A 1,233-nucleotide genomic window follows, 5' to 3' on the forward strand; every position below is an offset into this window, starting at 1 on the left:
ACCGCGATACCGACCACCGTCAACACGGCCTTCGTCGTACGCGACATAACCGTCTTCGCGGGCGCGACCGGGGTAGCGGATGCCGGTGCCGCAGCCGGAGCGGCCGAAACCTGCACAGCCGGCGGCGGCCAGAGCTTCTCACCGTTCTGCGTCACGGTAATCGCCCGCTGCACAACATCGGTGTGATCGAGCAGCAGCCGACCATCCTTGCCCGGCGTCAGCAGCTTCAGCAGATTCACCAGATTCTGGCCGTAGAGCTGCGACGCTTGAGCCGGTAGCCGGCGAGCGAGATCGGTGTACCCGATGATCGTCACACCGTTCGCGGTGACGATCGCCTCCCCCGGCACGGTGCCCTCGACATTGCCGCCGTTCGCCGCCGCGAGATCAACGATCACACTGCCCGACTTCATGCTCGCAACATCGGCAGAGGTCAGAAGCACCGGCGCCTTTCGCCCCGGAATGTTCGCGGTCGTGATGATGATGTCGACATCAGCCGCCTGCTCCGAATAGAGCTCGGCAGCACGCTGGTTGTATGCATCCGACGTGGCCTTCGCGTATCCGTCACTCGACACCTCCGACTGCTCGGCAACCACCACCGCAAGATACGTGCCGCCGATCGACTTCACCTGCTCCGCTACCTCGGGGCGAGGATCCGTCGCGCGCACGATGGCCCCCATCGACGACGCCGCGCCAATAGCTGCCAGCCCGGCCACCCCAGCACCAGCGACCAGCACCTTCGCCGGCGGCACCTTGCCCGCAGCCGTCACCTGGCCCGTGAAGAACCGGCCAAAACTGTTCGCCGCCTCCACCACCGCGCGATACCCGGCAATGTTCGCGGTCGACGACAGCACATCCATCGACTGCGCCCGCGAAATGCGCGGCACAGCATCCACCGCCAACGCCGTAATCGGCAATGCCACCAGTTTGTCGACGACTGCGGGGTTCAGACCAGGTGAAAGCCACGACACCAGAGTCGCGCCATCAGCGAGCAAGGCGAGCTCAGCATCCGACGGCGCGTTCACGGTCAGCACCACATCAGCACTCCAGGCGTCTTTACGGTCGACGACGACGGCGCCAGCCGCTGCATACCCGTCATCAGGAAAGGCAGAAGCCCCGCCTGCACCCGCCTGCACACTCACGTCATATCCCAGCTTGATCAGCTGGGCGACGGTAGAGGGGGTCGCAGCGACCCGCGTCTCACCCTCAGCCGTCTCAGCAACAACTCCGATACGC

1 protein-coding gene is annotated in these 1,233 nt (G+C 65.2%); it reads right to left on the minus strand.

The window, feature by feature from the left end; genetic code table 11:
* The coding region (locus tag IEX24_RS19350) for a Re/Si-specific NAD(P)(+) transhydrogenase subunit alpha (protein WP_188681425.1) at positions 1-1,233 on the minus strand (1,233 nt) is incomplete at both ends.

This window comes from Subtercola lobariae, assembly GCF_014640255.1.
Lineage (GTDB): Bacteria > Actinomycetota > Actinomycetes > Actinomycetales > Microbacteriaceae > Subtercola > Subtercola lobariae.